We start from the raw sequence: 24,961 nt of genomic DNA, 5'->3' as shown, positions 1-24,961 counted from the left end.
CGGACGCCGAAGCCAAGGGATGTGGCGACTCGCCGATTAATCAGGCGTGGATAATTCGCTGTCCGGTCGCCCCAGTGCAGTCAGCATGCGTCCGAGGAATGTGCGCTTCCCTTCGAGCTGCGCGATCATGCCTGCAAGGCTCTTTTCCCGCCAGCGTGCATCAAGCCGCTCGTCGGCAAGGAAATGACGCAATATGTCGATTGGATCGTAACGGAGGATCCGATGCGCCTTGCGTCCGTTGATATCCGATCGAAGATATTCGAACAATGCTCGCAGGATGTCGATCGCCTCGCGTTCCTCCCCGTCAGTGAGGCTTTGCGCGATATACTCCCGCAGTACGATCGGTGCCGCTGCAAGCTGGCGGCGTGAAGTGCCGTCATTGCGTCCAAGATCGATCACGTTAGCCACACGGCTTTGCAGGCAATGGAGGGGGTGCATGAGCCGGATGGCCAGCTCCGCTTCCTTACCTTCATGATCGTAGGGCAGGAGGAGATCCACGACGCCCGCCTCAAGGCCGCGCTGGACGCCTTTGACGTGGGAGAGGAAGTCGATATCGATATCGATGCCCTGTACCGTCGCATGCACGATGGCCGTCTGGAACGTGGTGTCATCGGGGGAGGGCACGTCTATGCTCCCGCCCAGGCCTGCCGCCAGCTTTTCCGCAACGACCCGCTGCCCGAAATAGTCGATGTCCTTCGACGTGTAGGGTCTGAATTCCAGAAGTTCGGCTGCGCCTTCCGAATAATATTCTGCCCAAAGGTTCAGCGCCTGACCGCCTACGACAAATGCACGGTCATCGTCGCCGAGGATTTTTGCTATGTCGAGTACCGCCCGAGGCGGGAGATGGCCGTCCGTCAAATAGCGACAGAACCTCGCCGACCTATCCGGGCGCGGCGGATCGGCAGGCCGTCGAAGAAGCCGTTCTGATGCGCGAGTTGGTCCATCGACACTGCGCCACTGCGCAGGTCGCGATCATCCTGGTCGCGCGAGCGCTGCTTTTCGCGCTGCCGCTCCAGAACATCATAATGGCCAATCTGGATCATGCTTCCTCAGATACGTGCGTAACGGTTTCCGGTCAATGAACGTGCAGGTGACAGCAATCTATACCATTGAAATAATGATCGAAAAAAATCGCCTCGCTGTCCGCTGAGGACAGAGCGAAGCCGCTTTGCGGCGAACTTCTGCGAAGTCGCTCTGTCCTCAGCGGACAGCGAACGCGCGTAGCATATTTTCCGATAAAAATCAAGATACTGCAAGCCGCCAAGTGCGGTCAAGCGGAACGCTGATCGGGCTGATCCTGACATGAAAACGTCCACTTGCGCTGATCCGATACCTGCGCGATGTTCCGCAAAGAGCCAGAGATAATCACTTGGTATTGTCAAGGCTCGGGCCAACCAATTTCGCAACCTAGCTGAATACCGCCAGACAAGAAGGGGAGGAAGGGTGGTTGTAGAGGTAAAATATTGTTAAATAAGGAGAAAGTTGCCTTTTGCGGACCGGATTTTAGCTGCGGGCATAATTGCGGGCACGATCGCAGTGTGTTCAAAAAATGTGTTTATTTTCAACAACTTAATAGGCAATTTCGGTTGCTGCCGGGCCCACCAAAACTACCATCCAGCACTATTCCATGCTATCAATAATCCCTTGTAAAACAAAGGATTATACAGCCATGAGCGTTCAGAATAGTCCGTAGCAGTTTGAAACTGTTCGCGAATCGAGGGGTAGATTTGGGGGTATCGGAGCTCCGATTTTGGGGTATTTTTCCGATGGCACTCACACACAATAAGTTGCAAACGCCAAGCCCGCATCGCGGATTATAAATTGTTTGATTCGAAAGGCTTGTTCCTGATCGTCTCGCCAGCGGGAGGAAAGTCATGGCGCTTCAAATATCGCTTCGGCGAGCGCGAGCGCCTTTTGACCCTGGGTAAGTTTCCTGAGCTCGGTTTGGTCGCCGTGCGGGAGGCTCGCACAAAGGCCGCCGAACTTCTCGCACAGGGCAAAAACCCTGCCATCGAGAAAAAGAAGGTGAAGTTGCAACGCAGTGCAGCGGCGGAGGCGACCTTCCGCAAACTCGGCGAGGAGTGGCTGGCTGACATGGAGCCGGCCTGGTCAATCGCGAATTACAAACGCGTCAGAAATCGCCTGGAACGCGATCTTTATCCGCAATTTGGAACCATGCCGGTCGGCGACATAGGAAGCGAGGCGATCCTGCGCGCGCTGCGAAGGATCGAGGCAAGAGGATCGATCGAGACCGCCAAGCGGGTGCGCGGCTATGTCCATAGCATCTTCAAACGGGCAAAGGTGGAACGGCTCGTCGACCTTCCCATCTCATGGAAATCGATGAGATCAAAAGCGTATTGAAGCCCGCGCGGCGGGGGCGACGTCAGCCCGCGCTAACCGAGATCGCTGATATCATCGAGTTCCAGCGCTGTGTCGATCGATCAACCTCCAATCTTCTCACGAAACTGGCATCCCGGCTTTTGGGCCTGACCTTGGGGCAGGGTGCAAAATGGCTTTGCATCGATCCCCGAGGCATCGGTCAGCGCGGCGACTGAAAAACGCGCCGGATGGATTGGATAATTGGCGGCGGGGACGCGGCGTAGGACTCGGCTGAGGCTTCATAGACCAGTCCGATCGTGCGCCTGAGGGTAAAGCCTTCAAGGCGTGGCCGGGCGACATTGTCCGCGCGATAGCTGTCGGGCATCACAGTGAGGCCCAGGCCCGCCGCAACAAGCTGCATCACGCGCTCGTCATTCGTAGCCTTATAGGCGAAATGCGGCCTGACTCCGCGCTCGGTAAAGTGGCGGCTCGTTTCGGAAAGCGCTTCGCAGTGCCGCCTGACGATCATCACGTCATTGTTGAGCGCCTCAGCCCGGATGACGGACTGGTCCGCGTGGGGATGCGTCAGAGCCATGGCCAGACTGTAGCCTTCGTTGAGAAGCGGTTCCTCCAGGAAACGGTCCGCGCCCCTCCCGACCAATGTCAGGGCACAGTCGACGCGCCCGCGGGCCAGATGGCCTGTCAGTTCGCGTTCGGTCCCTTCGACAAACTCGATCTGGCTCAGGGGATCGATCACGTGCAATGTGGCGACGATCTGCGCGAGGACATCGCCCGGAATGCTCTTCAACATCCCGACGCGCACCAGCGCCGCGCCGTTCGCATCCGCCATCTCCTGCGAGATGAGGTTGAATTCGCTCTCGATCTTGCGGGCATGGATGAGGAACCGGGCGCCCGCTTGGGTCAACTGTACGCGCCGGTTCGTCCGCAGGAACAACGGCGTTCCGATCGTCCGTTCCAGCTTCGATATGCCGACCGACAATGTCGGCTGGGAAACGTTGCATTGCGCGGCAGCGCGGGAGAAATTACCATTGTCGATGACAGCGAGGAAATAGCGGAGCTGGTAGCGGTCGATCATAGATTTAGTCTATGATGTGTAGCTAAAAATATCAATTTTCGATTGTTGCGATAATAAGATAGCACTCGCGGCAAAGGAGAGGCTCATGACAGATTTCGATTTCGCACTCGGTGAGAATGCGGACATGATCCGCGAGAGCGCCGCCCGCTATTCGACCGACCGGATCGCGCCGCTGGCCGCCGAGATCGACGCCAAGGACTGGTTCCCTGTCGAGCTGTGGCCCGAAATGGGCGCACTCGGCCTGCACGGCATCACTGTGGAGGAGGAATGGGGCGGCCTTGGCCTCGGCTATCTGGAGCATGTTGTTGCACAGGAAGAAGTGGCCCGCGCCTCCGCGTCGATCGGCCTGTCCTACGGCGCGCATTCCAATCTCTGCGTCAACCAGCTCCGGCGTTGGGGCAATGACGCCCAGAAGGCGAAATATCTTCCCAGGCTGGTTTCGGGCGACCATGTCGGCAGCCTCGCCATGTCCGAAGCGGGCGCGGGGTCGGATGTGGTGTCGATGAAGCTGAAGGCAGAGAAGCGCGGCGATCGCTATGTCCTCAATGGCACGAAATTTTGGATCACCAATGCGGCCTATGCCGACACGCTGATCGTCTATGCCAAGACGGGCGAGGGGTCGAAGGGCATCACGACCTTCATCATCGAAAAGGATATGAAGGGTTTCTCGATCGGCCAGAAGATCGACAAGATGGGCATGCGCGGATCGCCGACCGCCGAACTGGTGTTCGACGATTGCGAGGTGCCGGAGGAGAATGTCATGGGGCCGCTCAACGGCGGCGTCGGCATTCTGATGTCAGGCCTGGATTATGAGCGGACCGTGCTGTCGGGCATCCAGCTCGGCATCATGCAGGCCTGCCTCGATGTGGTCCTGCCCTATATCCGCGAGCGCAAGCAGTTCGGAAAGCCCATCGGCGCCTTTCAGTTGATGCAGGCCAAGGTCGCCGACATGTATGTCGCGCTCAACTCCGCGCGCGCCTATGTCTACGCCGTCGCGCGCGCTTGCGACGCGGGCCGCACCACCCGTTTCGACGCGGCCGGGGCCATCCTGCTGGCCAGCGAGAATGCGATGACGACCGCGCTGGAGGCGGTACAAGCTCTGGGCGGCGCGGGCTATACCAAGGACTGGCCGGTCGAACGCTATATGCGCGACGCGAAGCTGCTCGACATCGGTGCCGGGACCAACGAAATCCGCCGCATGCTGATCGGCCGGGAGTTGATCGGGGCATGAGCGCGCCTGTTCTCGATACGAAGCTCTCTGCGGATAGCGAGGGATTTCGCGCCAACGCCGCGCATAATCTGGCCCTCGCCGCAGAGCTGCGTGCGAAGGTCGCGGCCGCCGCGCAGGGCGGCTCGCAATCCGCGCGCGACAAGCACACATCCCGCGGCAAGCTCCTGCCCCGCGAGCGCGTCGAGCGGCTGCTCGATCCCGGTAGCCCCTTCCTCGAAATCGGCCAGCTCGCTGCTAATGGGCTGTACGGTGACGAAGTGCCCGGCGCGGGCCTCATCGCCGGCATCGGCCGCGTGTCCGGGCGGCAGGTGATGATCGGCTGCAACGACGCCACCGTGAAAGGCGGCACCTACTATCCCGTCACGGTCAAGAAGCATCTGCGTGCGCAGGAGATCGCGCTCGAAAACCGCCTGCCCAGCATCTATCTGGTCGACAGCGGCGGCGCGAACCTGCCCAACCAGGCGGAGGTGTTTCCCGACAAGGAGCATTTCGGCCGCATCTTCTACAACCAGGCCAATCTGTCGGCGCGCGGCATTCCGCAGATCGCGTGCGTCATGGGCAGTTGCACCGCCGGCGGCGCCTATGTCCCCGCCATGTCGGACGAAACCATCATCGTGCGTAACCAGGGCACGATCTTCCTCGCCGGCCCGCCGCTAGTGCAGGCGGCGACGGGCGAAGTCATCACCGCCGAGGATCTGGGCGGCGGCGATCTCCACGCCCGGAAGTCCGGCGTCGTCGATCATCTGGCGGAAAATGACGAACATGCGCTGACCATCGTGCGCGATATCGTCTCGACGCTTCAGCCGGACCTGACGCCCGACCTCAACCTGCGCGATCCGCGCCCGCCCAAATATGACGCGACGGACCTCTACGGCATCGTGCCGCAGGATGTGCGTGCGCCCTATGACGTGCGCGAAGTCATTGCCCGGATCGTCGACGGCAGCGAGTTTCACGAGTTCAAGCCGCTCTATGGCACGACGCTGGTGTGCGGTTTCGCCCATATCTGGGGCATGCCGGTCGCGATCCTGGCCAACAATGGCGTCCTCTTCAGCGAAAGTGCGGTCAAGGGCGCGCATTTCATCGAACTCGCCTGCCAGCGCCGCATACCCTTGCTGTTTCTCCAGAACATCTCCGGCTTCATGGTCGGCGGCAAATATGAGGCGGAGGGGATCGCCAAGAACGGCGCCAAGCTGGTCACGGCGGTCGCCACCGCCCAGGTGCCCAAGATCACCGTCCTGATCGGCGGCAGCTTTGGCGCGGGCAATTACGGCATGTGCGGCCGGGCCTATGATCCTCGCTTTCTTTTCACCTGGCCCAACGCCCGCATCAGCGTGATGGGCGGCGAACAGGCGGCCAGCGTGCTGGCGACCGTCCATCGCGACGCCGCCAAATGGTCGCCGGCGGAAGCCGAAGCCTTCAAGGCCCCCGTGCGCCAGAAATATGAAGACGAAGGCAATCCCTATTACGCCACCGCACGGCTATGGGATGATGGCATCATCGATCCCGCCCAGACCCGCGATGTTCTGGGCCTCGCCTTCGCCGCAACGCTGAACGCCCCGGTCCCCGACCGCGCGCAGTTCGGCATCTTCAGGATGTGATGTCGATGCTGCAATCCCTTCTCATCGCCAATCGCGGCGAAATCGCTTGCCGGATCATCCGGACCGCCCGCCGTCTGGGTATCCGTACCGTGGCCGTCTATTCGGACGCGGACGCTGACGCGCTGCATGTCCGCTCGGCCGACGAAGCCGTGCATATCGGCCCGTCGCCCGTGCGCGAATCCTATCTGCTGGGCGACCGGATCATCGCTGCCGCGAAATCGACGGGCGCGCAGGCGATCCATCCCGGCTACGGCTTCCTTTCCGAAAATGCGCAATTCGCGCAGGCGGTGATCGACGCCGGGCTGATCTGGGTCGGACCCAACCCGTCCTCGATCACCGCCATGGGCCTCAAGGACGCCGCCAAGACGCTGATGCAGGCGGCGGGCGTTCCCACCACGCCCGGCTATCTGGGCGATGACCAGGCGTCCGAACGGCTGAAGGCGGAGGCTGACGCGATCGGCTATCCCGTCCTCATCAAGGCGGTCGCCGGCGGCGGCGGCAAGGGGATGCGCAAGGTAGACGCCGCGGCCGACTTCGCCGACGCGCTTCTCTCCTGCCAGCGCGAGGCGGCGTCCAGCTTCGGCAACGATCAGGTGCTGCTCGAAAAATGGGTCACCAATCCGCGCCATATCGAGGTGCAGGTGTTCGGCGACAGCCACGGCAATGTCGTTCACCTGTTCGAACGCGACTGCTCGCTCCAGCGCCGCCACCAGAAGGTGATCGAGGAAGCCCCCGCGCCGGGAATGGACGAAGATACCCGGACTGCCATCTGCCAGGCGGCGGTGCGGGCGGCCAAGGCGGTCGACTATGTCGGCGCCGGTACGATCGAGTTCATCGCCGATGGATCGGAAGGGCTGCGCGCCGACCGCATCTGGTTCATGGAGATGAACACCCGGCTCCAGGTCGAACATCCGGTGACGGAAGAGATTACCGGCCAGGATCTGGTCGAATGGCAGCTTCGCGTAGCGTCGGGGGAGCCACTGCCCAGGCGCCAGGAGGATTTGTCGATCAACGGCTGGGCGATGGAAGCGCGGCTCTATGCCGAGGATCCGATCAGGGGGTTCCTCCCGTCCATCGGCACGCTGGAAACCTTCGAACTGGGCGAAGGCTGTCGCATCGACACGGGCGTGCAACAGGGGGCCGTCATTTCGCCCTTTTACGATCCGATGATCGCCAAGGTGATTGCACACGGTCCAACGCGCGATGCTGCGCGCGAAACCCTGACAGCCGCGCTCGACGACACGGCGATCTGGCCGCTCCGCACCAATGCAGGCTTCCTCGTCAAGGCGCTGGAGCACCCTGATTTCGTCGCGGCGCGGCTCGACACCGGACTGATCGGCCGCGAAGGCGATGCGCTGATGCCGCCTGCTCGTCCCGACGACGAAGCGCTGGCCGACGCCGCGATCGCGTTGGTGGAGGCCGATGGGCTTTCCGGCTTCCGCCTCAATGCGCCGCTGAAGCGGGAGGCGCGCTTCCTCCTCGACGGCGCGGCGATCACGGTCACGTTCGATCCGCGGCAGGGCGAGGCCCAAGACGACAAGGACGATGTGCTGGTCGCGCAGGGCGGCCAGGTCTGGCGCCTGGCGCCCTGGCGCGTGGCAGGCGTGTCAGGGGGCGGCGCGTCGGACGGCGCGATCCTCTCTCCCATGCCCGGCCGCATCATCGCCGTAGCCGTTGTGGCGGGCGACAGCGTCACGAAAGGCCAGAAGCTGGTGACGCTCGAAGCCATGAAGATGGAACATAGCCTGACTGCGCCCTTCGATGGCACCGTGGCCGAACTCAACGCCGCCGAAGGCGGGCAGGTGAGCGAGGGCACGCTGCTGGTGAAGATAGACAAGGCCGACTAGCAAACATCTTGTCCTACACCATCGCCGATATGGCATGGTCCTATGGCGCGCCCACGCGTGGGCTATCGGCCAAATAATTACATTCCCAAGTCCCGATCAGAAATTCGAAATCGACGGGAATAGTGCGAAGTTAAGGAAGAACTGACATGGCAGGACGGCATTTCGACGAATGGCAGGTTGGCGACCGCATCGTCCACGAGGTTCGCCGCACCGTCACCGAAACCGACAATCTTCTCTTCTCGACGATGACCCATAACCCGCAACCGCTGCACATCGACGCAGAGGCGGCGAGGGCGTCGGAATTCGGCCAGATCCTCGTCAACGGTACCTTCACCTTCGCATTGATGATCGGCCTGTCGGTGGGGGACACAACATTGGGTACGCTCATCGCGAACCTTGGCTATGATAAGCTCGTCCATCCCAAACCCGTATTTCTCGGCGACACGATGCGCGCGGAAACCGAGATCACCGAACTCAAGCCCAGCAAATCACGGCCGGGTGCGGGCATCGTCACCTTCACCCATCGCCTGATCAACCAGCGCGACGAAATCGTCTGCCAATGCCTGCGCATGGCCTTGCTGAAGGGAGCCGGGGCATGAGATTGCGCTCGCTCCTCTTCGTTCCCGCGGACAGGCCCGAACGCTTCGAGACGGCGGCCGCCAGCGGAGCCGACGCGATCATCCTCGACCTGGAGGATTCGGTCGCGCCGGAACGCAAGGGCTTCGGCCGCGACGCGATCCGCGACTGGCTCGGCCAACCACGCACCGGCACCGCCTTCGTGCGCGTCAATCCTCTGGACGGCGGTCTGACGCGTGAAGACCTGGATGCCGTGTTGCCGGCCCGGCCCGATGGATTGCTGCTGCCCAAGGCGGAAGGCGCGGCCAGCATCGAAGCACTGCTGGCCATGGCGGGTGGCGCGCCGGTTCCGCCTATCCTGCCGATCGCTACGGAGACGGCGGCCGCCATCTTCGAGCTAGGCAGCTACCGCGCCGTCAGCGACCATCTTTGCGGCGTGACATGGGGGGCCGAAGACCTGCCCGCCGCGATCGGCGCATCGCGTTCGCGCGAGGCGGACGGACGTTACACCCAGCCGCTGGAGATGGTGCGCAGCCTCACGCTCTTCGCCGCGCACGCCGCGGGCGTTTCCGCGGTCGAGACCGTCTATCCCCGGATCGACGATCCCGATGGCCTTGCCGTCTACATCGCGCGGGGCAGGGGGGACGGGTTCACCGGCATGATGGCGATCCATCCCGCGCAGGTGGCGGCGATCAACAGCGGTTTTGCACCGACGGAAGCCGAACTGGACCATGCGCGTGCGGTCGTGGACGCGTTCGCCGCCAATCCCGGCGCAGGGGCGCTCAAGCTCGACGGCAAGATGATCGACCGGCCGCATCTCGTGCTGGCAGAACGCATTCTCAATCAAGCGAGGTAGCCCATAGATGAAAAAGATATACCCCGATGCGGCCACGGCCTTGGAGGGCCTGCTTTTTGACGGCATGCAGATCTGCGCGGGCGGTTTTGGCCTGTGCGGCATTCCCGAACGGCTGATCGATGCGATCCGTGACAATGGTGTCCAGAAGCTGACGATCGCATCGAACAATGCCGGGATCGACGGCGAAGGCCTGGGCAAGCTGCTGCGGACGCGGCAGGTGAAGAAGATGATTTCGTCCTATGTCGGCGAGAACAAGGAATTTGAGCGGCAATATTTGTCCGGCGAACTGGAAGTCGAATTCTGTCCGCAGGGCACGCTGGCTGAGCGCTGCCGCGCTGGCGGTGCAGGCATACCCGGATTCTACACCAAGACAGGGGTCGGCACGGAGGTGGCGCAGGGCAAGGAAGTGAAGACGTTCGACGGGCAGGACTATATCCTCGAGCGCGGCATCTTCGCCGATCTCGCCATCATCAAGGGCTGGAAGGCTGACGAGAGCGGCAACCTCATCTTCCGCAAAACCGCTCGCAACTTCAATCAGCCGATGGCGACCGCCGCCAAGATCTGCGTCGCGGAAGTGGAGGAGATCGTACCGGTCGGGAGCCTCGATCCCGACAGCATCCATCTGCCCGGCATCTATGTGAAGCGCATGATCCTCGGCGCGCCCTATGAGAAGAAAATCGAATTCCGCACCGTTCGCCAGAGGGAGGCCGCATAATCATGGCATGGACACGTGATGAAATGGCCGCGCGTGCGGCGAAGGAACTCAAGGATGGTTTCTATGTGAACCTGGGCATCGGGATTCCGACGCTGGTTGCGAATCATATCCCCGCCGGCGTCGAGGTTACGCTCCAGTCGGAAAACGGGATGTTGGGCATCGGCCCCTTCCCGTTTGAGGGCGAGGAGGATGCGGACCTTATCAATGCGGGCAAGCAGACGATCAGCGAACTGCCTCAGACCGCCTATTTCAGTTCGGCCGACAGTTTCGCGATGATCCGCGGCGGGCATATCGACCTGACCGTGCTGGGCGCGATGGAGATCGCCGAAAATGGCGACATCGCCAACTGGATGATCCCCGGCAGGATGATCAAGGGCATGGGCGGCGCGATGGATCTGGTCGCAGGCGTCAAGAAGATCATCGTCGTGATGGAGCACACGTCCAAGAATGGCGATCCCAAGTTCATCCCGGCCTGCACCCTGCCGCTGACCGGCAAGAATGTCGTGGATATGATTATTACCGATCTGTGCGTCTTCCAGCGTTCGGACCATGACAGCCCGTTCAAGCTGGTTGAACTCGCCCCCGGCGTCACCGCCGAGGACATCGCCGCCAGGACCACCGCAGCCTATTCGGTCTGATTTCAGGGGCGAACAAAGATAGACGCTCCGATGGCCGGCAGACTCCACCGTCTGTCGGCCATACCCGGCTGGCGCTGGCGCGAGCATGTTTGCATGAAAGCGCCGGTCAGGACTCCGGCCCGGTCCCTTCAAGCTCTTCCTTCTTCAACAATGCCTGCATCACCCGCCTCGCACGGATCGCGGCATTGTCGGTCGGCAGCACTACGGGGCGAAGCGCGATCAGATCGGTCTCCGATCCCATATTGGCCTGTACCTTCGCGATCATGGTGCCGTCTTCATTTTCGAACACGCCGCCGATCGCACTGCTCAGGATTTCGTCAAATCCAGGTTCATCCAGGCGAAAATTGCGCGCGAACGACCAGAAATAGTGACAGCTGGTCTCCGTCTCCGGCGTGACGAGTTCCGCGCCCCAGGCGGCGATCCCTTCGGCCGGCGTGCCGCCAGCCGTGGTCATTATGATCTTGAGACGCATATTGGCGGGCGCTTCCCAACGGACGCCGCCATAGCCGTCGAACCTATCCGGCGCCTCGGGCCAGACAAACTGGGTGAAGCCCGTCTTCTTGCCGTTGATATGATTGCTGGTGGTGGTGATCGTCGTGCCGTCCTGCTCGACGGAAAACTCGAACCGCATCTCCGGACCGGGCGTCTCGTCATGGGTCAGAAACGCATACGGTGACAACAACGAGAAAGCAGAAATTCTTACTAAAGTCAGGTGTTTAGCACCACTTTTTTGGGAGCTGCCGGGCCCGCCAAATTTCATAATCACGACTTTCATTTGAGCTCATGACGCACCCGGCTGCGTCCCATTACCTCACGACATATCGTTCTGGTCCACTCACTCTGGGGCGGCGGCGAGGGACCGGCATTGGCAATGGCCGCATAGTGGCTATGACCGCCACTCAAGGGCAGAATGCAGCGTCGCGCGGCGGGGACTGAAAGCCTTCCGATTCTGGCGACAGATGACCTGCCGGGCGCTATCGCCGCGCCGACATTGGTGGCCGCGGGCGACCGCAACGGCATCCGCACGCAGGCCGACGCACCGGCCCTGCTGCGCCGGATCGTGAACATCGCCGATCGCGGTCGTGGGGTGGCGCTGGAGCAACCCGCGCAGTGACGCGGCCCTACAAGAGCGTCATCAATCCCGTCGCGGGATCGATGAAGCCTTCATGGATCATCTTGCCGGCTACATAGAGGATGACGAGAAGACCGACATAGGCGATGGCGCGATAGCGTTCGATGACGCGGGCCAGGAAGTTGGCGGCGATGCCCATCAGTGCGACCGACAGGACCAGTCCGATCACCAGAATGCCGGGATGCTCGCGGGCGGCGCCGGCGACGGCCAGCACATTGTCCAGGCTCATGGAGACGTCGGCGATGGCGACAGCCCAGGCGGCCTGCGCGAAGCCTTTGGGCGCGGCCTTGCCGGCGACGTCATCGCCTTCTTCTGCCGCGCCGCCCGAGCGTAGTTCGCGCCACATCTTCCACGCGACCCAGACGAGCAGCAGGCCACCCGCGAAGACGAGGCCGACCAGTTGCATCAACTGGGTGACCAGCAGGGCGAAGGCGATGCGCAGCACCAATGCAGCGATGACGCCAATCGCGATCACTTTGCGCCGCGATGCGGGCGGAAGGCCGGCTGCCAGCGCGCCGACGACGATGGCGTTGTCGGCCGCGAGCATGATGTCGATCAGCACCACCTGACCGAAGGCGGCGAGCGCGGACGGCGATCCGATATTGGAAAAGTCGGCGACGATATGCTGCCAGATGTCGTTCATGCTGTCTCTTGCCTGTCCAGACGGGCCATTGTCCTGCGCCAGATGAGCACCGGCTTTGTCGGTGCAGTTAGGGACGCAAGCTGTCACCAACCTTTCAGCGGCGATGATGGCGGAAGATCGGGAGCTGGATTTTGGCGTCGCGCCGGGGCTGGCGGGGGAGGGGGGCAGTGGCAAGCGCCGCCGCGCTTCGGATGTCGGCCGAAGGCGGAAAGGCGACTTGCCGCCGTCGCGGACATGATTGGAGTGTTATGCCCTGGCCTTCATTCCAAGCCAGCGCTCGCCGTTGCTGATGGGGTGCGCTGGCTAGACGGCGACGCTATGCGCTTATTCGAGCCGAAAAAAGGTCGTTCGGTCAACGATAAGTGGAATGAAGTTCGTGCCATATACGGGATGTTTTATTGTGCATCCTGGACGTAAGATAGGCAGGTTCATATCGCGCGGTCCTACCGGAACGTCCCGATCAGCATGTGGAATGGCCGTGGCAGCGATTTCTGAAAATCAAAGAATATCAAAGCGACAAATCGCTTGATTGGTGACCCCTACGGGAATCGAACCCGTGTTTCAGCCGTGAGAGGGCCGCGTCCTAACCGCTAGACGAAGGGGCCATGGACCGCGTTAGGCGGTCGGCAGGGGGTGGCCTTTAGGCATGGCTGCCGGCTGCGTCAAGCGAAACTGGCGTGTCTGCGCCGGGGCCTGTAAAACCATTTCATGCAGAACATGCGCCGGTTTCCCACATAAAAAACCACCCCATGCGATGCATGGGGTGGCCAAGGTTCAGGGAGGAGACGCCTCCAAAGGGGGAGGCGCCCATACGACACACCCGAAAGGGGGGCAGGTGCATCGCATGATTGATAGATAGGGCAGGTCGCATCGCCTTACAAGGGGGATGCGATGCCCTTTCCATCAATTTTTCAAACCCTTTCGGGTTAATTTCTCGTTCAGGCGCCGGCCACTTCCGATGCCGGCTCGGCCGCGGCGGCGGGAAGGGCTATCGGACCTTTGCCCTGGCCGACCTGCGCCTCGAAGATGTCGCGCATCAACTGCAGCGAGAAAAGATGCGCGTGGATCAAAGGCAGCATACCGTTCTGGTTGATCTTGCGCAGTTGGTCGCCGCGCAGGTCGCGCAGCTTTTCCTCGTTGATCATGCGGAAGCCGCGATAGACGAAGGGCTGTTCGGCGACCGGGGTCTGGATCGCGACTTCACCGTCCATCAGCAGGTCCATGTCCTGCAGGTCGCGGACGAACTGGCCGGTGCGCGCCGCGGCCTGCTCGAAATCCTCGCAGAACTTCATCACCCCCTGCGTCAGTTCGCTGGGCTTGCCGTCTTCGAACAGCGGCTGGCCGTCGTCGAACGCGCCGATCGCCGGGCTGGTGGGGTCGAAGCAGAGCGACAGATCCTCGCTGTCGGGGCGCAGCTTGGCCAGCATCCAGGGATAGCGGCGGACATAGGCCGGGACATAGGCCGGGCCGCGCAGCTTGCCTTCGTCATCGACGAAGGTGTTGACGCCTTCGTTGAGGCCCATCAGCAGCAGCGGCACGGGATCGCCACCGGCCGAAAAGATGATCGGGGCGAAGCGCTGGGCCGGGACGAATTCGTCGATCGTCAGCGGAATGGCGTGCTGCGTCGTCAGGAACGGCGCCGATTCGACCTGACGGGTGCGATAATCGACATGGTCCACGCTGCTCAGCGGAAGGAGATCATTGTAGAAGATCGGCAGGTTGTTGGCGGGCGCGCTGGCCATGGTCCGGGTCCATTCTGTCAATTTGCGGCCGCCTTTACCTGCGCACCGCGGGCTGAATATTGGGGCAGGGCGATAATGGCCTTGTCGGTCGGAGGCAATCGGTTTGTCGGCGGGCGGTCTTCAGCCTGAAGTCCTCAACCTTCGTCGGGCAGCGGAATGAGCTTGCCCGGATTGAAAAGCCCGCGGGGATCGAACGCCGCCTTGATCGCGCGCAACGCGCCGATCCGCGCCGGGCTGGCGAGGCGCCCCAGTTCAGCGCGCTTCATCTGGCCGATGCCATGTTCGGCGGAGATGGAGCCGCCCGCGGCGACCACCGCATCATGGACGAAGGCGTTGATCGCCTGGCCCTGCGCGGCAATCCAGGCCGGCCCGTCGCTGGTCCCCTTGGGCGCGCGCACGTGGAAATGGACGTTGCCATCGCCCAGATGGCCGAAGGAAGAGGCGGTGGTGCCGGGGAAGCGCGCTTTGGCCGCCGCCGCCGCGTCGATCATGAAGGCGGGCATCTTCGCCACCGGCACGCTGATGTCATATTGCAGCGCCGGACCCTGCGCCTTTTCCGATTCCGACAGCGCCTCGCGGATGCGCCAGAAGGCGTCGGCCTGTGCTTCGTTGGTGGCGAGCGCCGCGTCGATCGCAATGCCCCGCTCGAACGCCTCGGCCAGCGCAGCCTCAAGCCGCTCTGACGGTCCCGGTTCGGACAGGTCGGCATGGTCGACCTCGATCAGCACATGCCAGGGCGTGCGCGTCTCGATCGGCGATCGGGTGCCGGGGATATGCCCCAGCACGAAGCCCAGCGTCTCGTCGGCGATCACCTCGAACCCCTCCACGCTGTCGCCCAGCATGGTTTCGGCCAGCCGCAGCAGCGCCAGCGCGTCCGCGGGCGTCTGCACCCCGACCCAGCCCACCGCCCGCGCGGCGATGGCGGGCGCCAGCCGCAGCGCTGCGGCGGTGACGACGCCCAGCGTCCCCTCCGCGCCGATCAGCAACTGTTTGATGTCGTAGCCGCGATTGTCCTTCTTGAGCGCGTCGAGTCCGTCGAATATGCTGCCGTCGGGCAGCACCGCCTCGATCCCTTCGACCAGCGCGCGCATCGTCCCGTGGCGCAAGACCTGCGTGCCGCCGGCATTGGTGGACACCAGCCCGCCTATCGTCGCGGACCCCTTGGCGCCCAGGCTCAGCGGAAAGCGCCGGCCCTGTTCCTCGGCCGCGTCGTGCAACACGCTCAAGATTACGCCCGCCTCGCATACCGCCAGATTGTCGTCCGGCGACAGGATGCGAATGTGGTTCATCCGCCGCAGCGACAGGATCAGCGCCGACCCGTCCGCCGGTGGCGTCGCGCCGCCCACCATCGACGTATTGCCGCCCTGCGGCACCAGCGCCACGCCCAGTTCCGCGGCCAGCGCTACGGTCGCGGCGACCTCCTGCGTGGAGGCGGGCGACAGGATGGCGGCGGCCGCGCCATGATAACGGCCGCGCCAGTCGCTCACCCAGGGAGCGATGTCGTCGGGATCGGTGACGACCCCCTTGGGGCCGAGCAGGGCGATGAAGCGGTCGATGCTATCTTGTCCAATCATGGGACGGGCTTATGCCCCGGAATTCATCGACGGTTCAACCATCGCTCGATAGCATCCGCATCCCATAAAGGGGTCCGTCTTGGTTCATTCCATTTTGCTGCTGCTTTCCGCATCGACCGGCGATCCGGTCCAATGGGCGCAATTGTCTATCCAGCAGCGCGTCATCATTCGCGTGCCGATGGTGCGCAAGGGGCGCGCGCCCGCCCGGATCGCGCCCGATGCGCGCGATGCATGGCAGGAAAAGAAGGGGCCGCGCTGTGTCGCCTTGCGTTCGATACGGGGCGCCAACATCGTTGTGGACAATGGCGTGGACCTGATTCTCGCCGACAATCATCGCTATCGGGCGCGGCTGGAAAAAGGCTGCGACTCAATCGGCTTCTATTCCGGCTTCTATGTCGAACCGGACGAGGATGGATCGCTATGTTCGGGCCGCGACGAATTGCAGGCGCGCAGCGGCCTGAGCTGCGCAATCGACAGTTTTCGTCGCCTGATCCCGGTCGAAGAAGAAGATTGATCGGTCGCCACAGCCCGGCAACCGCGCGATTTTCTTGACAAGAGGCCGATATTTCCGCAATGCGCGGCCGATTTCCGTCTCGCATCCGCGCAGGACGGATAAGCCTCCTGTTCCCGGACCATTGAATGACTTTTGCCGATCTCGGCCTTTCCGACGAATTGCTCAGGGCCGTAACCGAATCCGGTTACGACACGCCCACCCCCATTCAGGCGCAGGCGATTCCCTCCGTCCTGATGATGCGCGACATTATCGGTATCGCCCAGACGGGGACGGGAAAGACCGCCAGCTTCGTGCTGCCGATGATCGACATCCTCGCCCATGGCCGCAGCCGCGCGCGGATGCCGCGTTCGCTGATCCTGGAGCCGACGCGCGAACTTGCCGCGCAGGTCGCGGAAAATTTCGAGAAATACGGCAAATATCACAAGCTTTCGATGGCGCTGCTGATCGGCGGCGTGTCGATGGGGGACCAGTTGGCCGCGCTCGAAAAGGGCGTCGACGTGTTGATCGCGACGCCGGGCCGCCTGATGGACCTGTTCGGTCGCGGCAAGATCATGCTCAACGGCTGTTCGCTGCTGGTGATTGACGAGGCCGACCGGATGCTCGACATGGGCTTCATCCCGGATATCGAGGAAATCTGCACCAAGCTGCCCGTGCAGCGCCAGACTTTGCTCTTTTCCGCAACCATGCCGCCGGTCATCAAGAAGCTGGCCGACAAATTCCTGTCCAACCCCAAGTCGATCGAAGTGGCGCGCCCAGCCACCGCATCGACCAACATCACCCAGCGGCTGGTGAAGGTCGATTCGCGCAAGAAGCGCGATGCGCTGCGCGACATGCTGGAAGCCGAGGACGTGACCAGCGCGGTCATCTTCTGCAATCGCAAGACGACCGTGCGCGACCTGAACAAGAGCCTGCAGCGTGCGGGCTTCAAGTCGGGCGAGATTCATGGCGATATCGACCAGGGCTCGCGCATCGCTGAACTGGAGCGGTTCCGCGACGGCACCGTGAACATCCTCGTCGCGTCGGATGTCGCCGCGCGCGGACTGGACATCAAGGGCGTCAGTCACGTCTTCAACTATGACGCCCCCTGGCACCCGGACGATTATGTGCATCGCATCGGCCGCACCGGCCGTGCAGGCGCGACCGGCACCGCCTATACGTTCGTCACGACGGAGGATGCCGAGGCGATCGACAATATCCAGAAGCTGATCGGCACGAAGATCGAATATATCAACGCGCCGACCGTCGAAGAGCGCCCCGAACCTGCGCGCGAAGAGAAGCGCAGCGAAGGCCGCGGCGCCCGTTCGGAGCGCAAACCGCGCGAAGACAGGCAGCGCGAAGATGGGCCAAACGAAAAGAGGCCCCGGCAAGATCGCGCCGGCGAAGAGCGCCCCCGCGACGAAGCGCCGCGGGAAGACAGGCCTCGTGATGATCGTTCGCGCGGTTTGCGGCCCGATCGCGCCGCATCCGCCCCGCCGCCGCGCCGCCGCAACGAACAGGCCGATGACGGCCCGGACGACGGCTGGAACGGCCCGGTCCCGGAATTCCTCAATTTTGGCTTCGACGGCTGAGGTCGTCTGGAATGGGACGGACATCAAAGTCTGTCCTATTCTCCCGCGTCATGGCATGATGTGCCTGTCATTCTCTGGGCGCATGGCTTTCCGATAGGATCGCGATCGCGCAACGAAATGACAAGATGAGCGGGAAATGTGCGAAGTTAAGCAGCGGAAATCCTATTTCCGCTGCCGCCTGCTTGGTCGCGCCGCGTGGCTATTACGCGCTCTATAACAAGCCTTGCGCCCGTAGACTGGCGTGACCGCTCGCCGCCATGATGATATGGTCGTGCACGCTGATGCCCAGCCGCTTGCCCGCCTCCACGATCTGCCGCGTGATGTCGATATCCTGCCGACTGGGCGACGGATCGCCCGACGGGTGGTTATGCACCAGGATCAGCGCTGCCGACCCCAGTTCCATCGCCCGCTTGATGACCTCGCGCACATAAATGGCCGCCTGATCGATCGATCCGTCACCCATATGATCGTCGCGGATCAGCATGTTGCGGCTGTTGAGGTGCAATACCCGCACCCGCTCGACACGCAGATGCGCCATGTCGGCGCGCAGATAGTCGAGCAGCGCCTGCCAGCTTGCCAGTACCGGCCGCGCCGCCACGTCGTTGCGCAGCATCCGCAGCGCGCTCGCCTGCACGATCTTGATTGCGGCGACGCTGGTGTCGCCCATGCCGGGCACGCGGGCGATCGCCTGCCAGTCCGCGCTCATCAGTCCGCCGATCCCGCCAAATTCGCGCAACAGCGCCTTGGCCAGCGGCTTGGTATCGCGCCGGGGTATGGCGAGCGCCAGCAGATATTCGATCAGCTCGTGATCGTGCAGCGCCTCGCCGCCGCCGTCCGCCAGCTTCTGTCGTAACCGGGCGCGATGGCCGGCGCCGTCATGCGGGGCTTTTTCGTCCTGTTCCGACAAACATTCATCCCCTTCACCGGCTTTGCGACGCTATGCGTTGCGGAATCGTGGAGCAAGGATATTTAAGAGGCTGAAGACGTTATGGTCCCGTTACGGACCATCAGTGTCGCAGCAAGCCGGGGTTGGCCATAAGCATGGAAGAACAGAACGGCGAAGAGACGGTTCGCCGGGCATGGCTGCGCTGGCTCGGCGTTGGCACCGGGTCGCTGGCGCTGGTGCTGGTGGCGCTGTGGACGCAGCGCGCGCCGATTGCGGAGAATTTCGTCAGTCGCGAACTCAACCGGCGCGGGGTGCAGGCCAATTATGATCTGGTCGACGTGGGCCTGCGCACCCAGCGGATCGAGAATATCGTGCTGGGCAATCCGGCCAGGCCGGATCTGACGGCACGCTGGGTGGAGGTCGACATCGCCTTTGTCGGCCTGACGCCGCAGGTCGCGGCGGTGCGGGCAGGGGGCGTGCGGATGCGCGGCTCCCTGCATGACGGCGTCCTGCGTCTGGGCGAACTCGACAAGTTCCGCGACCCCGATTCGACTGCGCCCTTCAGTCTGCCCGACATCATCGTGGCGCTCGCCGACGCGCGCCTGACACTGGATACCGACGCTGGGCGCGTGGGTATGCAGATTGACGGCAACGGCAATCTCCAGTCGGGCTTCCGCGGCAAGCTGGCCGCGGCGATGCCCCGCGCGTCGCTGGCGGGCTGTGGCCTGACGCAGGCGACGGCCATGCTCGATGTCGCGATGCGGCAGGGGCAGCCCCGTCTGTCCGGTCCGCTGCGCGCCGACGCCGTTGCGTGTCGAGGCGCGGGGGCGGCGATCGCCCGGCCCGTCGCGGCCATCGACCTCAGCCTTGGGCAGGCGCTCGACCGCTGGAGCGGTCATGTCGACCTTTCGGGCGAAGCGTTCAAGGGCAATGGCCTCGTCCTGGCGTCGCCCGATGGCCGCATCGATTTCAACGGCACCGCCGCACGCACGGGCGGCAAGGTTCGTCTGGGCGCGAAGGCGGTCACGGGACGCGGGACATTGCTGCGCGACGCGTTGTTGACCGGCGATTGGGTCGTCGGCGCGGAAGGGACGAGCCTGAAGGGCGCGCTGTCGGGGCAGGATATCCATCTCGCCGGGCGCGATCCCCTGGCCGGTTTACGCGCCGCTGCCGTCGGAACGCCTTTGGGTCCGCTCGCTGCGCGTCTGGCTGACGCGGTCGAACAGGCCGGCGTCGCCAATCGCCTCCACACCCGTTTTGCGCTGGTGCAGAAACAGGGCAGGGGCAGCGTCGTCATTACCGATGCCGGTTTCGACGCGCGTAGCGGCGCGCGCGTCGGCCTCGCATCGGGGGCACTCGCCACTTTGGCCTGGCCGGGCAAGATGGGCGGGCTCGACTGGTCGCTGGACGGCGCGCTGACCACGGACGGCGGCGGCTTGCCCAGAGGCGCACTGCGCCTGGCGCGGCGACCGGGCGGCGGTTTCGGCGGCGAATTATTCGTCGATCCCTATGCCGCCGGCGACGCCCGCCTGGCGCTCGACCGGGTGCGCTTCACTGCCGACGCCAGTGGCGCGACCCGCTTTTCCACCGCAATCCGGCTCGACGGTCCCTTGCCCGACGGACGCCTGCGCGGCCTCAGCCTGCCGGTCGAAGGGCGCATGGCCGCTAATGGCGCGCTGACCGTCAACTCCGCTTGCGTCCCCGTTTCGCTGGTCGAGGCGCGTTACGGCAATTTCGCGCTGGGCCAGACCCGCCAGACCCTCTGTCCGGTCGGCGGCGGCGCGATGTTCGCGACTGGGTCGGGCGGCACCAGTGGCGGCGCGGAAATCCGCAACCTCGACTTGAACGGCCGCAGCGGGGACAGCCCGATGCGCCTGACCGCCGATCAGGCGCGGGTCGTGCTGGGCCGCACCGGATTCGCGCTCGCCAATCCGGCCCTCACGATCGGACCGCAGGACGCGCCGGTGCGCCTGTCCGCCGCGGCTCTGGACGGCGCGCTGACCAAAGACGGTTTCGGCGGCAAGGTGACGGGCGCGGGCGGCCAGATCGGCAGCGTGCCGTTGATCCTCGAACAGGGCGCGGGCGACTGGCACTTTGCCAAGGGCGTGCTGGCTTTCAGCGCCGCCATGACCATGCGCGATTCGCAGGCGCCTGCGCGCTTCACCCCGCTCTCGGTTCCCGACTTCAGGCTCAGCCTCAAGGACGGCCGCATCGCCGCGACCGGCACGCTCCATGCGCCGCGCAATGGCGCGACAGTCGCCCGCACCGATATCGCGCACGACCTGTCGAGCGGGAAGGGCCATGCCGACCTGATCGTCTCCAACCTTGTCTTCGGTCCCGGTTTACAGCCAGAGGATGTGACCCCGCTCGCACTCGGCGTCGTCGCCAATGTGAACGCGACCGTGGCGGGGCAGGGGCGTATCGACTGGACCGGGTCGGCCGTGACATCGACCGGCACCTTCCGCACCGACAATGCCAATCTCGCCGCCGCCTTCGGCCCGGTGGAGGGGTTGTCGGGCGAAATCCATTTCACCGACCTGATCGGTCTGGTCACTGCGCCGGGGCAGGAAGTGCGGATCAAGTCGGTCAATCCGGGCGTCGAAGTGCGCGACGGCGTCGTGCGCTATCGGCTGGAGGCCGGGCAGAAGGTGCGGATAGAGGGCGGCGGCTGGCCCTTCTCCGGCGGCGAACTCACGCTGCTGCCCACCACCATGGATTTCAGCGCCAATGTCGACCGCTACCTGACTTTCCGGGTGGTCGGGCTGGACGCGGGCGCCTTCATCCAGGCGATGGAGTTGGATAATATCTCCGCCACCGGCACGTTCGACGGCATCATGCCGCTGATCTTCAACGCGCAGGGCGGGCGCGTGGCCGGCGGCGTGCTGGTCGCGCGGCAACAGGGTATGCCGCCGCTCATCATGCCCGAAGGCGTGCTGCCGACCATCCCCTGCGACCCCACGCGCCAGTCCGGCGTGCTGTCCTATGTCGGCCCGGTGTCCAACGAACAGCTTGGCGTCATGGGCAAGATGGCGTTCGACGCGCTCAAGGATCTCCAATATAAATGCCTGACGATCCTGATGGACGGCGCATTGGACGGCGAAATGGTCACCAACGTCGTATTCAACGGCGTCAATCGCGGCAAGTTGGGCGATGCGCCGTCGGGCATCAGCCGCAGCTTCATCGGCCTGCCCTTCATCTTCAACGTTCGCGTGTCGGCGCCCTTCCGCGGCTTGCTCGGCACCGCCCAATCCTTCATCGACCCGTCGCAGCTCATTCAGAACAGCATCGGCGACAAGGTGCAGCAGGAGATGAAGGCGAACAGCAACAACGGCCTTGCGGTTCAGCCTGCGGAAAGCGAAACTGTGCCAAACGGGGAGCAGAAATGAAGATACAGGCAATCATGACAGCGGCTTTGACCGCTTCCGCGCTGGGGGGCTGCATTCAGGTGAAGGCGCCCGACAAGCCGATCGAAATCAACCTGAACGTCAAGGTGCAGCAGGAGGTCGTCGTCAAGCTGCAACGCGACGCGCAGGATCTTATCCAGAATAATCCGGAGTTGTTCCCGCAATGACACGCAAGCTACTGATCTTGGCCGCCGGCGCCGCAGTTGCGCTGGCCAGCGGTTTCATCATGACCGCGCCCGCGCGCGCCCAGTCCGGCCCCGTAGCCGCCGCCATGGCGGCCGGCACGGTGGGCGAGCAGGCGGACGGCTATCTCGGCATCGCCGGGACGGTCGGCGCGGATGTTCGCTCCGAAGTCGAATCGATCAACATCAAGCGCCGTGCCGCCTACACCCAGTTGGCGGGCCAGCGCGGCGTCACGGTACAGGACGTCGCGGCCGCCACCGGTTGCCAGACGCTCAGCAGCCGGGTGAAACAAGGCCAGGCCTATCGCATCGGCGCCGGCGCCTGGCAGACCAAGGGCGCAGGCGCGATCGCGCTGCCCGGCTATTGCGCGACGGCTGGTTGATTGCAGCGGGTTAGAGAATGAAGAAAAGGCGCGGTGGCGATGGTCACCGCGCTGTTTCTATTTTGGCCCGCTGCGACCTCTCAATCCCGCCCACGCCGCTTCGGCCTCGCCTCGACAATCCCGCGCGCCTGCTCGCAAAAGGGCGCCAAAAAATCATACAACTGCCCCGTCAACGCCTCCACCACCAGCGTATAGAGCACATATTGCCCGCGCTTCTGTTCGCGCACCACGCCGGCCTCTTTCAGCACCGCCAAATGCCGCGAAATGGACGGCATCGCCATCTCGAAATTGTCGGCGATCTCGCCCACGGTCATCGGCTCGACCGCCAGATATTCCAGGATGCGGCGGCGCGGTTCGGACGCCAGGGCCTTGAAGATCTTGTCCATTCTTATTTAGCTAAATAGGAAAATGACTAAATGCAAGTCTGTCGCCCATCATAGTCCGAAAGGCTGATTTCCCGGCTTTTGCGCGGGGTTGACACTCCTGCCAACCCTTTCTAGAGGAGCCTCGCCTTGACGGGTGCAGCCGCAAGCGCCATGCCGAACGCCACGGGCTGTAAAGCCTGATGGAGACGATGTATGGCAGCGGACACACCCGGACAGGACCAGGCGGGCGAGGACTCGCGGATCGCTTCCTTGGAGGAGCGGATCGCGCAGGCCGAGCATGTCGAGAAGGTCAGGCAGGGCGCCACGGAACAGGCCGCGGACGATGGTTCGCGGCTTGGGAACCGGGTGCTAGCGGAACTGATCGGCGGTCTTGTCGGTGGTGCGTTGATCGGCTGGGTTCTCGACCGGCTGCTTGGCACGACACCCTGGCTCCTGCTCATCTTCCTCGGTCTCGGGATCGTGGCGGCGTTCAGGAACATCATCAGATTGACGACGACGAAGCCGCCCAAAGAATAAGGCAGTTTCGTCCTGGTCCGAAGACATTAGGCGTTACAGGGGTCAACGTGGCAGAATCCGGCAAGATCGATCCGATGCACCAATTCGCTATCGAACCCCTGTTCGGTACGGATCATTGGTCGCTGGGCGGCTTCAACATCGCCTTCACCAACAGCGCGCTCTATATGGTGCTCGCCGCTGTGGTGCTGTGGATCTTCGTTATCGGCGGGATGAAGCGTGAACTGGTCCCCGGTCGCTGGCAGATGGCGGTCGAATATATGACCGGCTTCATCAAAAACCTGCTGGTCGCCAACATAGGCGAAGGCGGCAAGAAATATATTCCCTACGTCTTCTCGCTCTTCATGTTCATCCTGCTGGCGAACCTGCTGGGTCTGCTGCCGCTGGGCCTGATCGGGATGCACCCCTTCACCTTCACCAGCCACTTCACGGCGACCGGCGTGCTCGCCATCATGAGCTTCTCGATCGTGCTGATCGTCGGTTTCTGGAAGCATGGCTTCCACTTCTTCTCGCTGTTCGTGCCGCACGGCACGCCGATCGCGATGGTGGTGCCGCTCTTCTTCATCGAACTCGTCTCCTTCATGGTGCGTCCGTTCAGCCTTGGCCTGCGACTGTTCGTCGCGATGACCGCTGGCCACGTGCTGCTGAAGGTGCTCGCAGGCTTCGTCATCAACAGCGCCAACGCCTCGCCGGCCTTGGGCCTGACCGTCGGCACCGCCAGCTTCATCCTGATGATCGGCATCAGCGCGCTGGAAATGCTGGTCGCGGTCATCCAGGCCTATGTGTTCGCGCTGCTGACCTCGGTCTATCTCAATGACGCCGAGAATCTGCACTAAGTTTCACCTGGAATTTTCCTCAACTTTTTAGTGATTTAACAAGGGAGTTTACGACATGGACGCAGAAGCCGCAAAGCTGCTCGGTGCTGGCCTGGCCGCAATCGGTGCGGGCATCGCCGCCCTCGGTGTGGGCAACGTGTTCAGCGCATTCCTCGAAGGCGCGCTGCGCAATCCGGGCGCTGCTGATGGCCAGCAGGGCCGCCTGTTCATCGGTTTCGCCGCGGCGGAACTTCTGGGTCTGCTGGCGTTCGTTATCGCCATGATCCTGGTGTTCGTGGCCTAACACACGAAATTAGGAGCGGGCAGGGCGGCTTCGTGCCAT

The 24,961-nt window shown here is 63.2% G+C and carries 26 protein-coding genes and 1 tRNA gene; 17 read left to right on the top strand and 10 right to left on the bottom strand.

The window, feature by feature from the left end:
• Positions 1–36: 36 nt before the first annotated feature.
• Positions 37–858 (bottom strand): hypothetical protein, encoded by an 822-nt coding sequence (locus tag SBA_RS13695; protein ID WP_261934839.1) that lies wholly within the window; start codon positions 856–858, stop codon positions 37–39.
• Positions 855–1,043, bottom strand: coding sequence for a hypothetical protein (locus SBA_RS13690; protein ID WP_120249901.1), 189 nt, complete (start codon positions 1,041–1,043; stop codon positions 855–857). The genes SBA_RS13695 and SBA_RS13690 overlap by 4 nt, the downstream gene beginning before the upstream one ends.
• A 796-nt stretch (positions 1,044–1,839) precedes the next feature.
• Between SBA_RS13690 and SBA_RS13685 the strand changes: the two genes are divergently transcribed.
• Positions 1,840–2,361: a tyrosine-type recombinase/integrase gene (locus SBA_RS13685; protein WP_261934838.1), complete on the top strand. Its 522-nt coding sequence runs from the start codon at positions 1,840–1,842 to the stop codon at positions 2,359–2,361.
• A 178-nt stretch (positions 2,362–2,539) separates the two neighbouring features.
• On the opposite strand, the gene SBA_RS13680 is transcribed toward SBA_RS13685, so the two are convergent.
• Complete coding sequence (locus SBA_RS13680; RefSeq protein ID WP_261934837.1) at positions 2,540–3,415, bottom strand: LysR family transcriptional regulator; 876 nt, start codon at positions 3,413–3,415, stop codon at positions 2,540–2,542.
• Between the two features lie 85 nt (positions 3,416–3,500).
• Between SBA_RS13680 and SBA_RS13675 the strand changes: the two genes are divergently transcribed.
• From SBA_RS13675 to SBA_RS13645, 7 genes are all read left to right on the top strand, one after another.
• Positions 3,501–4,646, top strand: coding sequence for an isovaleryl-CoA dehydrogenase (locus SBA_RS13675; RefSeq protein WP_261934836.1), 1,146 nt, complete (start codon positions 3,501–3,503; stop codon positions 4,644–4,646).
• On the top strand, positions 4,643–6,244 hold the full coding sequence (locus tag SBA_RS13670) for a carboxyl transferase domain-containing protein (protein ID WP_261934835.1): 1,602 nt from the start codon (positions 4,643–4,645) through the stop codon (positions 6,242–6,244). The genes SBA_RS13675 and SBA_RS13670 overlap by 4 nt, the downstream gene beginning before the upstream one ends.
• A gap of 5 nt (positions 6,245–6,249) precedes the next feature.
• The gene (locus SBA_RS13665) at positions 6,250–8,091 is read left to right on the top strand and encodes an acetyl/propionyl/methylcrotonyl-CoA carboxylase subunit alpha (protein ID WP_261934834.1); all 1,842 of its coding nucleotides are present in this window, start codon (positions 6,250–6,252) and stop codon (positions 8,089–8,091) included.
• Positions 8,092–8,237: 146 nt separating this feature from the next.
• On the top strand, positions 8,238–8,690 hold the full coding sequence (locus SBA_RS13660) for a MaoC family dehydratase (protein WP_261934833.1): 453 nt from the start codon (positions 8,238–8,240) through the stop codon (positions 8,688–8,690).
• Positions 8,687–9,523: an HpcH/HpaI aldolase/citrate lyase family protein gene (locus tag SBA_RS13655; RefSeq protein WP_261934832.1), complete on the top strand. Its 837-nt coding sequence runs from the start codon at positions 8,687–8,689 to the stop codon at positions 9,521–9,523. Before SBA_RS13660 ends, SBA_RS13655 begins: the two co-directional genes overlap by 4 nt.
• A 7-nt stretch (positions 9,524–9,530) precedes the next feature.
• Entirely contained in the window at positions 9,531–10,238 is a 708-nt protein-coding gene (locus SBA_RS13650) for a CoA transferase subunit A (RefSeq protein WP_261934831.1), read from the top strand.
• Between the two features lie 2 nt (positions 10,239–10,240).
• The gene (locus tag SBA_RS13645) at positions 10,241–10,876 is read left to right on the top strand and encodes a CoA transferase subunit B (protein ID WP_261934830.1); all 636 of its coding nucleotides are present in this window, start codon (positions 10,241–10,243) and stop codon (positions 10,874–10,876) included.
• A gap of 106 nt (positions 10,877–10,982) precedes the next feature.
• Here SBA_RS13645 and SBA_RS13640 read toward each other — a convergent pair whose 3' ends face one another.
• Positions 10,983–11,651, bottom strand: coding sequence for a hypothetical protein (locus tag SBA_RS13640; RefSeq protein ID WP_261934829.1), 669 nt, complete (start codon positions 11,649–11,651; stop codon positions 10,983–10,985).
• A 135-nt stretch (positions 11,652–11,786) separates the two neighbouring features.
• Here SBA_RS13640 and SBA_RS13635 point away from each other — a divergent pair, with 135 nt between their 5' ends.
• On the top strand, positions 11,787–11,990 hold the full coding sequence (locus SBA_RS13635) for a hypothetical protein (protein WP_261934828.1): 204 nt from the start codon (positions 11,787–11,789) through the stop codon (positions 11,988–11,990).
• A gap of 7 nt (positions 11,991–11,997) precedes the next feature.
• Here SBA_RS13635 and SBA_RS13630 read toward each other — a convergent pair whose 3' ends face one another.
• The 4 genes from SBA_RS13630 to SBA_RS13615 all read right to left on the bottom strand — a co-directional run bounded on the left by SBA_RS13630 (position 11,998) and on the right by SBA_RS13615 (position 15,967).
• On the bottom strand, positions 11,998–12,651 hold the full coding sequence (locus tag SBA_RS13630) for a YjbE family putative metal transport protein (RefSeq protein WP_261934827.1): 654 nt from the start codon (positions 12,649–12,651) through the stop codon (positions 11,998–12,000).
• A 530-nt stretch (positions 12,652–13,181) separates the two neighbouring features.
• A tRNA-Glu gene (locus tag SBA_RS13625) sits at positions 13,182–13,256 on the bottom strand.
• Positions 13,257–13,589: 333 nt separating this feature from the next.
• Positions 13,590–14,393, bottom strand: a complete 804-nt coding sequence (locus SBA_RS13620; RefSeq protein WP_261934826.1) for a SapC family protein — start codon at positions 14,391–14,393, stop codon at positions 13,590–13,592.
• A gap of 134 nt (positions 14,394–14,527) precedes the next feature.
• Positions 14,528–15,967, bottom strand: a complete 1,440-nt coding sequence (locus tag SBA_RS13615) for an FAD-binding oxidoreductase (protein WP_261934825.1) — start codon at positions 15,965–15,967, stop codon at positions 14,528–14,530.
• A gap of 79 nt (positions 15,968–16,046) precedes the next feature.
• Here SBA_RS13615 and SBA_RS13610 point away from each other — a divergent pair, with 79 nt between their 5' ends.
• Entirely contained in the window at positions 16,047–16,481 is a 435-nt protein-coding gene (locus tag SBA_RS13610; RefSeq protein WP_261934824.1) for a hypothetical protein, read from the top strand.
• Between the two features lie 125 nt (positions 16,482–16,606).
• A complete protein-coding gene (locus SBA_RS13605; protein WP_261934823.1) occupies positions 16,607–18,049 on the top strand; it encodes a DEAD/DEAH box helicase in 1,443 nt (480 codons plus the stop codon).
• A 211-nt stretch (positions 18,050–18,260) separates the two neighbouring features.
• On the opposite strand, the gene radC is transcribed toward SBA_RS13605, so the two are convergent.
• Positions 18,261–18,956 carry a RadC family protein gene (gene radC, locus SBA_RS13600; protein WP_261934822.1) on the bottom strand — a complete coding sequence of 232 codons (696 nt, stop codon included), beginning with the start codon at positions 18,954–18,956 and terminating at the stop codon, positions 18,261–18,263.
• Positions 18,957–19,090: 134 nt separating this feature from the next.
• Here radC and SBA_RS13595 point away from each other — a divergent pair, with 134 nt between their 5' ends.
• The 3 genes from SBA_RS13595 to SBA_RS13585 are packed head-to-tail and all read left to right on the top strand — an operon-like array spanning position 19,091 to position 22,904.
• Positions 19,091–22,321: a YdbH domain-containing protein gene (locus tag SBA_RS13595; protein WP_261934821.1), complete on the top strand. Its 3,231-nt coding sequence runs from the start codon at positions 19,091–19,093 to the stop codon at positions 22,319–22,321.
• On the top strand, positions 22,318–22,506 hold the full coding sequence (locus tag SBA_RS13590) for a YnbE family lipoprotein (protein WP_066601632.1): 189 nt from the start codon (positions 22,318–22,320) through the stop codon (positions 22,504–22,506). The genes SBA_RS13595 and SBA_RS13590 overlap by 4 nt, the downstream gene beginning before the upstream one ends.
• A complete protein-coding gene (locus SBA_RS13585; RefSeq protein ID WP_261934820.1) occupies positions 22,503–22,904 on the top strand; it encodes a YdbL family protein in 402 nt (133 codons plus the stop codon). The genes SBA_RS13590 and SBA_RS13585 overlap by 4 nt, the downstream gene beginning before the upstream one ends.
• 80 nt (positions 22,905–22,984) lie before the next feature.
• Here the strand turns inward: SBA_RS13585 and SBA_RS13580 are convergent, their stop codons facing one another.
• Entirely contained in the window at positions 22,985–23,290 is a 306-nt protein-coding gene (locus SBA_RS13580; protein ID WP_261934819.1) for a metalloregulator ArsR/SmtB family transcription factor, read from the bottom strand.
• Positions 23,291–23,482: 192 nt separating this feature from the next.
• On the opposite strand from SBA_RS13580, the gene SBA_RS13575 reads away from it, so the two are divergent.
• The 3 genes from SBA_RS13575 to SBA_RS13565 are packed head-to-tail and all read left to right on the top strand — an operon-like array spanning position 23,483 to position 24,922.
• Positions 23,483–23,806, top strand: a complete 324-nt coding sequence (locus tag SBA_RS13575; RefSeq protein WP_261934818.1) for an AtpZ/AtpI family protein — start codon at positions 23,483–23,485, stop codon at positions 23,804–23,806.
• A 47-nt stretch (positions 23,807–23,853) separates the two neighbouring features.
• Positions 23,854–24,639 (top strand): F0F1 ATP synthase subunit A, encoded by a 786-nt coding sequence (locus SBA_RS13570; RefSeq protein ID WP_261934817.1) that lies wholly within the window; start codon positions 23,854–23,856, stop codon positions 24,637–24,639.
• 55 nt (positions 24,640–24,694) lie between these two features.
• Positions 24,695–24,922: a F0F1 ATP synthase subunit C gene (locus SBA_RS13565; RefSeq protein ID WP_006961951.1), complete on the top strand. Its 228-nt coding sequence runs from the start codon at positions 24,695–24,697 to the stop codon at positions 24,920–24,922.
• Positions 24,923–24,961 lie beyond the last annotated feature (39 nt).

It is taken from the genome of Sphingomonas bisphenolicum, from assembly GCF_024349785.1.
GTDB lineage: Bacteria > Pseudomonadota > Alphaproteobacteria > Sphingomonadales > Sphingomonadaceae > Sphingobium > Sphingobium bisphenolicum.
Note: the sequence above shows the minus strand (reverse complement) of the source record. Positions and strands in the feature narration are given on the sequence as shown.

What these genes read in the sequence shown, in the direction of transcription:
- SBA_RS13690 (WP_120249901.1), bottom strand. Translation starts at nt 1,043, where the DNA reads ATGATCCAGATTGGCCATTATGATGTTCTGGAGCGGCAGCGCGAAAAG.
- SBA_RS13680 (WP_261934837.1), bottom strand. Translation starts at nt 3,415, where the DNA reads ATGATCGACCGCTACCAGCTCCGCTATTTCCTCGCTGTCATCGACAAT.
- SBA_RS13675 (WP_261934836.1), top strand. Translation starts at nt 3,501, where the DNA reads ATGACAGATTTCGATTTCGCACTCGGTGAGAATGCGGACATGATCCGC.
- SBA_RS13670 (WP_261934835.1), top strand. Translation starts at nt 4,643, where the DNA reads ATGAGCGCGCCTGTTCTCGATACGAAGCTCTCTGCGGATAGCGAGGGA.
- SBA_RS13665 (WP_261934834.1), top strand. Translation starts at nt 6,250, where the DNA reads ATGCTGCAATCCCTTCTCATCGCCAATCGCGGCGAAATCGCTTGCCGG.
- SBA_RS13660 (WP_261934833.1), top strand. Translation starts at nt 8,238, where the DNA reads ATGGCAGGACGGCATTTCGACGAATGGCAGGTTGGCGACCGCATCGTC.
- SBA_RS13655 (WP_261934832.1), top strand. Translation starts at nt 8,687, where the DNA reads ATGAGATTGCGCTCGCTCCTCTTCGTTCCCGCGGACAGGCCCGAACGC.
- SBA_RS13650 (WP_261934831.1), top strand. Translation starts at nt 9,531, where the DNA reads ATGAAAAAGATATACCCCGATGCGGCCACGGCCTTGGAGGGCCTGCTT.
- SBA_RS13645 (WP_261934830.1), top strand. Translation starts at nt 10,241, where the DNA reads ATGGCATGGACACGTGATGAAATGGCCGCGCGTGCGGCGAAGGAACTC.
- SBA_RS13640 (WP_261934829.1), bottom strand. Translation starts at nt 11,651, where the DNA reads ATGAAAGTCGTGATTATGAAATTTGGCGGGCCCGGCAGCTCCCAAAAA.
- SBA_RS13635 (WP_261934828.1), top strand. Translation starts at nt 11,787, where the DNA reads ATGCAGCGTCGCGCGGCGGGGACTGAAAGCCTTCCGATTCTGGCGACA.
- SBA_RS13630 (WP_261934827.1), bottom strand. Translation starts at nt 12,651, where the DNA reads ATGAACGACATCTGGCAGCATATCGTCGCCGACTTTTCCAATATCGGA.
- SBA_RS13620 (WP_261934826.1), bottom strand. Translation starts at nt 14,393, where the DNA reads ATGGCCAGCGCGCCCGCCAACAACCTGCCGATCTTCTACAATGATCTC.
- SBA_RS13615 (WP_261934825.1), bottom strand. Translation starts at nt 15,967, where the DNA reads ATGATTGGACAAGATAGCATCGACCGCTTCATCGCCCTGCTCGGCCCC.
- SBA_RS13605 (WP_261934823.1), top strand. Translation starts at nt 16,607, where the DNA reads ATGACTTTTGCCGATCTCGGCCTTTCCGACGAATTGCTCAGGGCCGTA.
- SBA_RS13595 (WP_261934821.1), top strand. Translation starts at nt 19,091, where the DNA reads ATGGAAGAACAGAACGGCGAAGAGACGGTTCGCCGGGCATGGCTGCGC.
- SBA_RS13590 (WP_066601632.1), top strand. Translation starts at nt 22,318, where the DNA reads ATGAAGATACAGGCAATCATGACAGCGGCTTTGACCGCTTCCGCGCTG.
- SBA_RS13585 (WP_261934820.1), top strand. Translation starts at nt 22,503, where the DNA reads ATGACACGCAAGCTACTGATCTTGGCCGCCGGCGCCGCAGTTGCGCTG.
- SBA_RS13580 (WP_261934819.1), bottom strand. Translation starts at nt 23,290, where the DNA reads ATGGACAAGATCTTCAAGGCCCTGGCGTCCGAACCGCGCCGCCGCATC.
- SBA_RS13575 (WP_261934818.1), top strand. Translation starts at nt 23,483, where the DNA reads ATGGCAGCGGACACACCCGGACAGGACCAGGCGGGCGAGGACTCGCGG.
- SBA_RS13565 (WP_006961951.1), top strand. Translation starts at nt 24,695, where the DNA reads ATGGACGCAGAAGCCGCAAAGCTGCTCGGTGCTGGCCTGGCCGCAATC.